Here is a 6,134-nt window from a genome sequence, read left to right as displayed (position 1 = left end):
CTTGGCCAGGTCTGCATCGACCAGGTTGCCGACACCGGCTTCCATCGCGTCTTGCAGCTTGTTGACGAAGGTGATCTGGCGACCCAGCGACTTGGACTGGGTGCCCAGCGTCGCCAGCGACGATGTGACCGTCGCGATGCCGGCGTCCACCGCAGCCGTCGTGGCGCCCGCACGAGCGACGGAGCCGCCCGTCAGGCCGGTCACCGAGGCGACGCCCAGAGGCGTCGTCAGGCTGTTGGCGCCATCGAACGAAGCGCCAGAGATCGCGGTGGCGATTTCCGCGCCCAAGGCGTTGAAGTCTTTCAGATAGGCCGTCTCAGCATCCGAACCGGCAACCGAAGACTGGATGCTGACAGCGAGCGACTTCATCTCTTCCAGGGCGGAGGTGATCGTGTCGCCGGCGGCCAGGGCCACGTCGGTGATCGATTGGCTGCGTTGCAGCGAGTTACGCGTCGCGTCTTGCGAAGCGGCGTTGGCGCGCTGCTGGGTGGCGATGGCGAAGATCGCGCCATTGTCCTTGGCCGAAGACACCTTCATGCCGGTGCTGATCCGGTTTTGGGTGGTTTCCAGCTGGGCGTTGGTCTTGTTCAGGCTCTGCAGGGCGACTGCGGCGCCGTAGTTCGTATTGATGCTGGGCATTTCTGGCCCTCCTTGTTCACTTCAGTGATTTCCGGCGTCGTTTTGCCGCCGGGAGCTTTTTGCTCGGTGAGTAAGAAGCAATTGCCGGGCCATTTCTGATCCGCGCAAAAGCCCACAACTAACTGATTTTACTGGTTTACCTTTGATTTACCCTCCTTCCGACCCGGCAGGTTCTGCCGGGCTGGTCCCCGCACCAGGCAAGATTTGCCGAGCGCGCGTCGAGTTGGTCTGCGCCTGCGTGGGGTCACCACACGGCGAAAGGCGAAGCGTTAAGCCCGTGACGGGCTTAGTTGCGGAAGAGGCTCAGCAGGATCGAGCTGCCCTGGTTGGCGATCGACAGCGCCTGCACGCCCAGCTGTTGCTTGGTCTGCAGGGCGGTCAGCTTGGCGCTTTCCTTGGCCAGATCGGCGTCCACCAGGTTGCCGATGCCGGCTTCGGTCGAGTCCTGCAGCTTGTTGACGAAGGTCAGTTGACGCCCGACCGACTTGGACTGCGTGCCGATCGTGGCCAAGTCAGCAGTGATCTCGGTGATTGCCGCATCGACGATGGCGGTCGTGGCGCCGGCGCGGGCGGCGGTGCCGGCCGAGACCGCCGTGATCGGGGCGGCGGCCGCCTTGTCGGTCGTTCCGAAACCGATCTGATAGGTTCCGCCGGTGACGTTGGTGGTGATGTTGGTGGCGGTGGTGGTGTTCCACAGGTTGACGCCATCGAAGGTCGCGCCCTTCAGAGCCGCGTCGATTTCCTTACCCAAGGCGTTGAAATCGGCCAGATAAGACGTTTCGGCGGCCGAGCCGGCGACCGACGATTGAATGCTGACGGCCAGCGACTTCATCTCTTCCAGGGCGGCGGTGATGGTGTCGCCGGCGGCCAGGGCCACATCGACGATCGACTGTCCGCGCTGAAGCGAATTCCGAACCGCATCCATGGCGCCCATGTTGGCGCGCTGGGTCGTCGCGATGGCGTAGATCGCGCCGTTGTCCTTGGCCGAGCTCACTTTCAGGCCCGTCGAGACACGGTTTTGCGTGCGCTCCAACATGGCGTTGGTCGCATTGAGGTTTTGCAGCGCGACAGCGGCGCCGTAGTTCGTATTGATGCTCGTAGCCATTTTGGCTTTCCTGTTCACTTCGTGTGATGTCCGACGCCATTTTAGCGTCAGGAGCGTTTTGCTCGGTCTTCAGGAGAGCAAGGGCGGGGCCAGTCCAAAATGTGACGCCGGCCAGACGCCAACATTGATTTCATTGAACTTATCTCGGCGGTTTGCGAAACGACCCGGCAAGCCTGCACACCAGGCGGCAGAAGTTGCCGAGTCGTTTTTGCAGGGCGTCAGTCGCGGCGTCGCACCTGCGCGTCCTGCATCGCGCGTTCGGCCAACAGGGTCTCGACCGCCAGCCGCCGCGCCCCATCGCAGGTCACGATCTGGGCGCCGCGCAGCACATAGGCCGCGTCCAGATCGCCGGCCGTGGGTTCAGCCGGCAGGGTCGCCAGCGCGCACGGGCGTGTCGCCACATCCGGCAAGACCAGCCGCGCCGGCGCAACCATCGAGATCGGGGGCGATGCGGCACAGTTCGCCGTCATGGTCGCGCAGGCGATCAGCGCGGCGGTTGTCCAAGGTTTGGTCGGCATCGGCGGCGCTCCTGGCCTGGGCGACGGCGGCCGTGGTCGCCCGGTCGGCCGTCCCCGTCATGTGGTGATAGTGATCGACGCGCCGGGCCTGAACCGCCGCGCCTTCGGTTTCAATCCGCCGGGCGTCGGCCTGCGCCGCCGCCACGGCCGTCGCATCCCGCGCCTGAATGCTCGCGGCCTCCAGACGCTTGTGCTGCAGGTTCAGCGGGTCCCAGCGAAAGCCGAGCCCACCGAGCAGGACGAACCCCAGCGCCAACGCTGCAGCGGCGGCCGCCAACCAGCCGAGCGGCGTCATCGCCTGCAGTATGGATCCAGCGCTCATGGAAAAGCCTTTCGATCCAGCTCGAAATGCGGACCGTCCCGCAGCGTCTTCCAGTCGCCGCCCCAGATCAGAGGCGTCTTCAGGTCGAGCGCCGCCGCCTTGAACGCTTCGGCGATCCGGCCATACAGCGGCCAGTCCCACCGCACCTGGCCTTCGACCAGGGCGGCGACATCGACGGCATGGCCCGTCAGATGGCGCGAGCGCGTCGTGCGGCTGGCGCCGGCCTTGACCAGGGCCGCCTGACGTTCGGCCGTGCGCAGTCCCTCGGTGATCATGAAGTCCACCGGCGCGCGCGCGATCGCCGCCTCGACCACCGTTAATAAGGGCCGGATGCACGCCGACGAGCCGCGCGCGCGACCGGCTGGACAGACGAAAGCTCATGGTCGGCCTCCGCTGATACGCAGCCGGGCGGTGGCGATCAGGGTGATCAACTGCGGAGCGGTCGGCGCCACCAGATAGAGCACCAGGATCAGGGCCAGCAGACCCATCAGCCCGTCCGTGATCCTGGGCAGCATCTCAGCCGGCATCCGCCCCACCGTGCGCATCAACAGCACCCATAGCCCCGCGCTGACAGCGAAGGCGTAGAGGCGACGAAACAGCCACCGCCCCTCCGCCAAGGGGATCGCCCCCTGTCTGTGTCGGGTCATCGTTCGTCCTCCTCGTCATAGGTTTCAATGGAGCAGCGGCCATCCCAGCCGGACTGGAGGCGCCATTCCCCGTCGCTGAGGCTGTCAGGCGCTTCCCACGCCTCGGCCTCCAGCACCTCGACCGGCTCAGCCGGATGTCCACGCCGGCTCATCCGACGACCGTGATCAGAACCGCGCCCGAAGCGCCCGAACCGCCTTGGCCGCCGAAGGTCAGGCCCGCGCCGCCTCCCCCGCCCCCGGCCCCGAACAGCGCGCCTGAGCCGCCGGGGCCGCCCGCTCCGCTCACTGATGCATCACCGCCCCCGCCGCCGCCGCCGACCATCGACAAGAGCGGCTTGGGCGAAGCCTGTCCCGCAGCGCCCGCGACGCCGCCGGCCGCGCGGAGGCCCGACCAGCCCCCCACACCGCCCGCGCCTCCGGCATGGGCGACATCCGCTGCGCTCAGACCGCCGCCTGCCCCGCCTCCGCCCGGTCCGTCCGCGCAGAAGGTTTCTGCGCCCGTCGCCGCCGTTGCGGTTGTCGAAGAGCTCCCGCCGGGATTGGCGAGCCGTTGGCCGATGCCGCCTGCCCCACCGACGCCAGGGCCGCCTGCGGTCCCGCCCGTCGCGCGCAACAGGACCGTGTCACCCGTCGCGACCTCACTATCGCCGCCCGAAACGCCACTGATCCCGCCGGCGCCGACCTTGACCGACAGGACGCCCTCCAGATCGTCCGCCGACCATCGCGCGAGGCTCAGCCCGCCGGCGCCGCCTCCGCCGCCGCCGAGACGCGACGCACCAGCCGCACCCGCCAGCCCTGCGCCCCCGCCGCCGCCGCCGCCGCCGCCCACGCAGGTCGCCTCGACCCAGCACGCCCAGGCCGGCAGGGCATAGTCGTCATCGCTGGTGAACAGCGTCGTCTCACGCCGGACCGCCCCCTGGTCAAAGGCGATACGCCCCGTCGCGCGATCCACGCGCCACACCGACCGCCATGTCCCAGCGTCATCGCAGACCTTGAGGCTCAGATCGTCGTCGCCGATCAGGCCCAACTCTGCGCGAGCGGCGTATCCGCTCTGAAACAGCAGCGACAGGACATCGCCCGCCGTCGCTTTGTTCAGGGTCAGGCGAAGGTCGCCGTCGCCGCCTTCCTCCTCGCCGCGCGCCGTGAACAGGGCGGCGTTGATCTTGGCCGCCAGGGGATTGGCTTCGTCGGCGGACGTCCCGAGACCCAGCCGCGTCAGGCCCTGCGCCTCGCCCAGTCGCTGTCCCAGGGCGACCCAGCCCCCCTCGGCCCGAACCACCACGACGCCTTCGTCCAAAACGCCGGCGATCATGCCGTCCGACGTCGCCACGGCGGTCCAGCCGCCGCCCTCGAACCGCATCAGGATTCCGACCGGCCGCCCGGCCCAGGCTGCGCCTTCGGGCTCTTGCGGCAGGATATAAAGATCGCCATCCGACGCATCGGCCGGCTGGATCGCCGTCGTGCGACTGATCACCGCCGTCTGCAACAGGGCGTCCAGCCGGGTCAGGGCCGTATTCAGGGTCACATGTTTCTGCATCTGCCCCGCCGCCAGATAGGGCAGGTTCAGACGCGCGCTGAAATCGTCGCTCATTATTCTCTCCGTTGTCACGGAGATCAGTCTGGGCGCAGCCCTTCCTCAGGCCGGAAGACGGTCGGTCATTTGGATCAGACCGTTGAATTCAGGCGGCTTCATTGCGGGAAAAACGATGGCTAGGCCGCCTTAGCCAGCGCATCTCAATCATGCAGATAGATGATACGCTTCAGCGTCTTGTCGTTCTGCACGCGGGCTTCATGCATCTCATGGTCGCCGGTGGCGCGCGCATTGGCCTCGGTGTCCTCGACCCAGTGGGTGCTTTCGATGTGCTTTTGCAGCGCCCGCGCCGCCATCAGTTGTCCGGGAAAGAAGGTGTCGATGATGTCGCCTGCGATCGGCACAGTCCCAGTAGCGGTGTCGATGGCCATGTAAGCCCCCATGCGCGCCAGGGTCGCCGGCGTCGCCTTGGCCCGCACGGCCTGAAGCATCAGCCACCCGCCCGTCCCGACCGTGTAGGCCGTGCCGACGACCGGCACCCAGGTCAGCATGGCGTCCAGTCCCATGCCGAACGGGCCGATGCCGATGACGCGGTCCGACAGTTTCTTCACGCCCTCGACATTGGACCAGATGTTCTCGATATCCCGGATCGACCGTTTGGCCATGTGGCCCTCCAAAGCGTCGCCTTAACGCTGGGCGAGGCGTCCTGTTCAATCTGAGAGATACCTCTTCAATGACCCTGATAAAGCTGGCGGCGAATGTGACGGCGAGCGCCTTGCTGTTGGGCTTGGCGACGTTCGGCGCAGCGGCGCTCAGCGGCATCGGCCATCGTTGGGTGGATATACTGGCGCAGTTCACATCGCCGGTATTGCTGGCGGTCGTCGGCATGACCGTGGCGTGTCTGCTCTTTCGCCTATGGCCGGCCTCGATCGTCGGTGGGCTGACGTGCGTGGTGCTGGCCCTGTCGGTCTGGCCGCAATTGACGCCGACGAAGGGCGTGCCCGTGCCTGACCAGCCGATCGTCCGGGTCTATTCGGCCAATCTGTATGTGTTCAACACCGATGTCGCGGCGATGCGCCGCTCCATCGCGGCCGCCGACGCCGACATCCTGGTGCTGGTTGAGTTGGGGCAGGCCCCGGCGTCGCGGCTGGACCAGTTGCTGCCGGACTATCCCCACCGCGTCCTGATCGGCCAGGCGCGCGCCGGCGACCACGCGCGCTCGATCATCGCCTCGCGCTATCCGATCCTGCAACGCCTGCCCGAACGTCCCGACGGCCTCAGCACCGTGGGCGCGACGGTTCAGACGCCCATCGGCCCGATCAATGTCTTCGGCGTCCACCTGACGCGGCCTTGGCCTTATCAATATCAGTGG

General features: G+C 67.0%; 10 protein-coding genes. 1 reads left to right on the top strand and 9 read right to left on the bottom strand.

Annotation, left to right across the window (positions count from 1 at the left end; all coding sequences use genetic code 11):
- From RT123_RS15320 to RT123_RS15280, 9 genes are all read right to left on the bottom strand, one after another.
- Positions 1-639 (bottom strand): flagellin (locus RT123_RS15320; protein ID WP_313010073.1); only part of this gene is annotated, 639 nt, incomplete at its 3' end.
- 286 nt (positions 640-925) lie between these two features.
- Positions 926-1,744 carry a flagellin gene (locus tag RT123_RS15315; RefSeq protein ID WP_313010072.1) on the bottom strand — a complete coding sequence of 273 codons (819 nt, stop codon included), beginning with the start codon at positions 1,742-1,744 and terminating at the stop codon, positions 926-928.
- 218 nt (positions 1,745-1,962) lie between these two features.
- A complete protein-coding gene (locus RT123_RS15310) occupies positions 1,963-2,145 on the bottom strand; it encodes a hypothetical protein (protein WP_313010069.1) in 183 nt (60 codons plus the stop codon).
- Positions 2,105-2,584, bottom strand: a complete 480-nt coding sequence (locus RT123_RS15305; RefSeq protein WP_313010068.1) for a hypothetical protein — start codon at positions 2,582-2,584, stop codon at positions 2,105-2,107. The genes RT123_RS15310 and RT123_RS15305 overlap by 41 nt, the downstream gene beginning before the upstream one ends.
- Complete coding sequence (locus RT123_RS15300) at positions 2,581-2,859, bottom strand: M15 family metallopeptidase (protein ID WP_313010066.1); 279 nt, start codon at positions 2,857-2,859, stop codon at positions 2,581-2,583. The genes RT123_RS15305 and RT123_RS15300 overlap by 4 nt, the downstream gene beginning before the upstream one ends.
- 102 nt (positions 2,860-2,961) lie before the next feature.
- Positions 2,962-3,231 carry a hypothetical protein gene (locus tag RT123_RS15295; protein WP_313010065.1) on the bottom strand — a complete coding sequence of 90 codons (270 nt, stop codon included), beginning with the start codon at positions 3,229-3,231 and terminating at the stop codon, positions 2,962-2,964.
- Complete coding sequence (locus RT123_RS15290; RefSeq protein ID WP_313010064.1) at positions 3,228-3,383, bottom strand: hypothetical protein; 156 nt, start codon at positions 3,381-3,383, stop codon at positions 3,228-3,230. Before RT123_RS15290 ends, RT123_RS15295 begins: the two co-directional genes overlap by 4 nt.
- Complete coding sequence (locus RT123_RS15285) at positions 3,380-4,822, bottom strand: DUF2793 domain-containing protein (protein WP_313010063.1); 1,443 nt, start codon at positions 4,820-4,822, stop codon at positions 3,380-3,382. Before RT123_RS15285 ends, RT123_RS15290 begins: the two co-directional genes overlap by 4 nt.
- Before the next feature lie 143 nt (positions 4,823-4,965).
- Positions 4,966-5,427 (bottom strand): DUF4112 domain-containing protein, encoded by a 462-nt coding sequence (locus tag RT123_RS15280; protein ID WP_313010061.1) that lies wholly within the window; start codon positions 5,425-5,427, stop codon positions 4,966-4,968.
- Between the two features lie 68 nt (positions 5,428-5,495).
- Here RT123_RS15280 and RT123_RS15275 point away from each other — a divergent pair.
- Positions 5,496-6,134 (top strand): endonuclease/exonuclease/phosphatase family protein (locus RT123_RS15275; RefSeq protein WP_313010059.1); only part of this gene is annotated, 639 nt, incomplete at its 3' end.

The sequence above is a fragment of the Brevundimonas vesicularis genome (assembly GCF_032067225.1).
GTDB classification, from domain to species: Bacteria; Pseudomonadota; Alphaproteobacteria; order Caulobacterales; family Caulobacteraceae; genus Brevundimonas; species Brevundimonas vesicularis_F.
This window is presented reverse-complemented; position numbering and strand designations above follow the sequence as displayed.

What these genes read in the sequence shown, in the direction of transcription:
- RT123_RS15290 (WP_313010064.1), bottom strand. Translation starts at nt 3,383, where the DNA reads ATGAGCCGGCGTGGACATCCGGCTGAGCCGGTCGAGGTGCTGGAGGCC.
- RT123_RS15285 (WP_313010063.1), bottom strand. Translation starts at nt 4,822, where the DNA reads ATGAGCGACGATTTCAGCGCGCGTCTGAACCTGCCCTATCTGGCGGCG.
- RT123_RS15280 (WP_313010061.1), bottom strand. Translation starts at nt 5,427, where the DNA reads ATGGCCAAACGGTCGATCCGGGATATCGAGAACATCTGGTCCAATGTC.
- RT123_RS15315 (WP_313010072.1), bottom strand. Translation starts at nt 1,744, where the DNA reads ATGGCTACGAGCATCAATACGAACTACGGCGCCGCTGTCGCGCTGCAA.
- RT123_RS15300 (WP_313010066.1), bottom strand. Translation starts at nt 2,859, where the DNA reads ATGATCACCGAGGGACTGCGCACGGCCGAACGTCAGGCGGCCCTGGTC.
- RT123_RS15305 (WP_313010068.1), bottom strand. Translation starts at nt 2,584, where the DNA reads ATGAGCGCTGGATCCATACTGCAGGCGATGACGCCGCTCGGCTGGTTG.
- RT123_RS15295 (WP_313010065.1), bottom strand. Translation starts at nt 3,231, where the DNA reads ATGACCCGACACAGACAGGGGGCGATCCCCTTGGCGGAGGGGCGGTGG.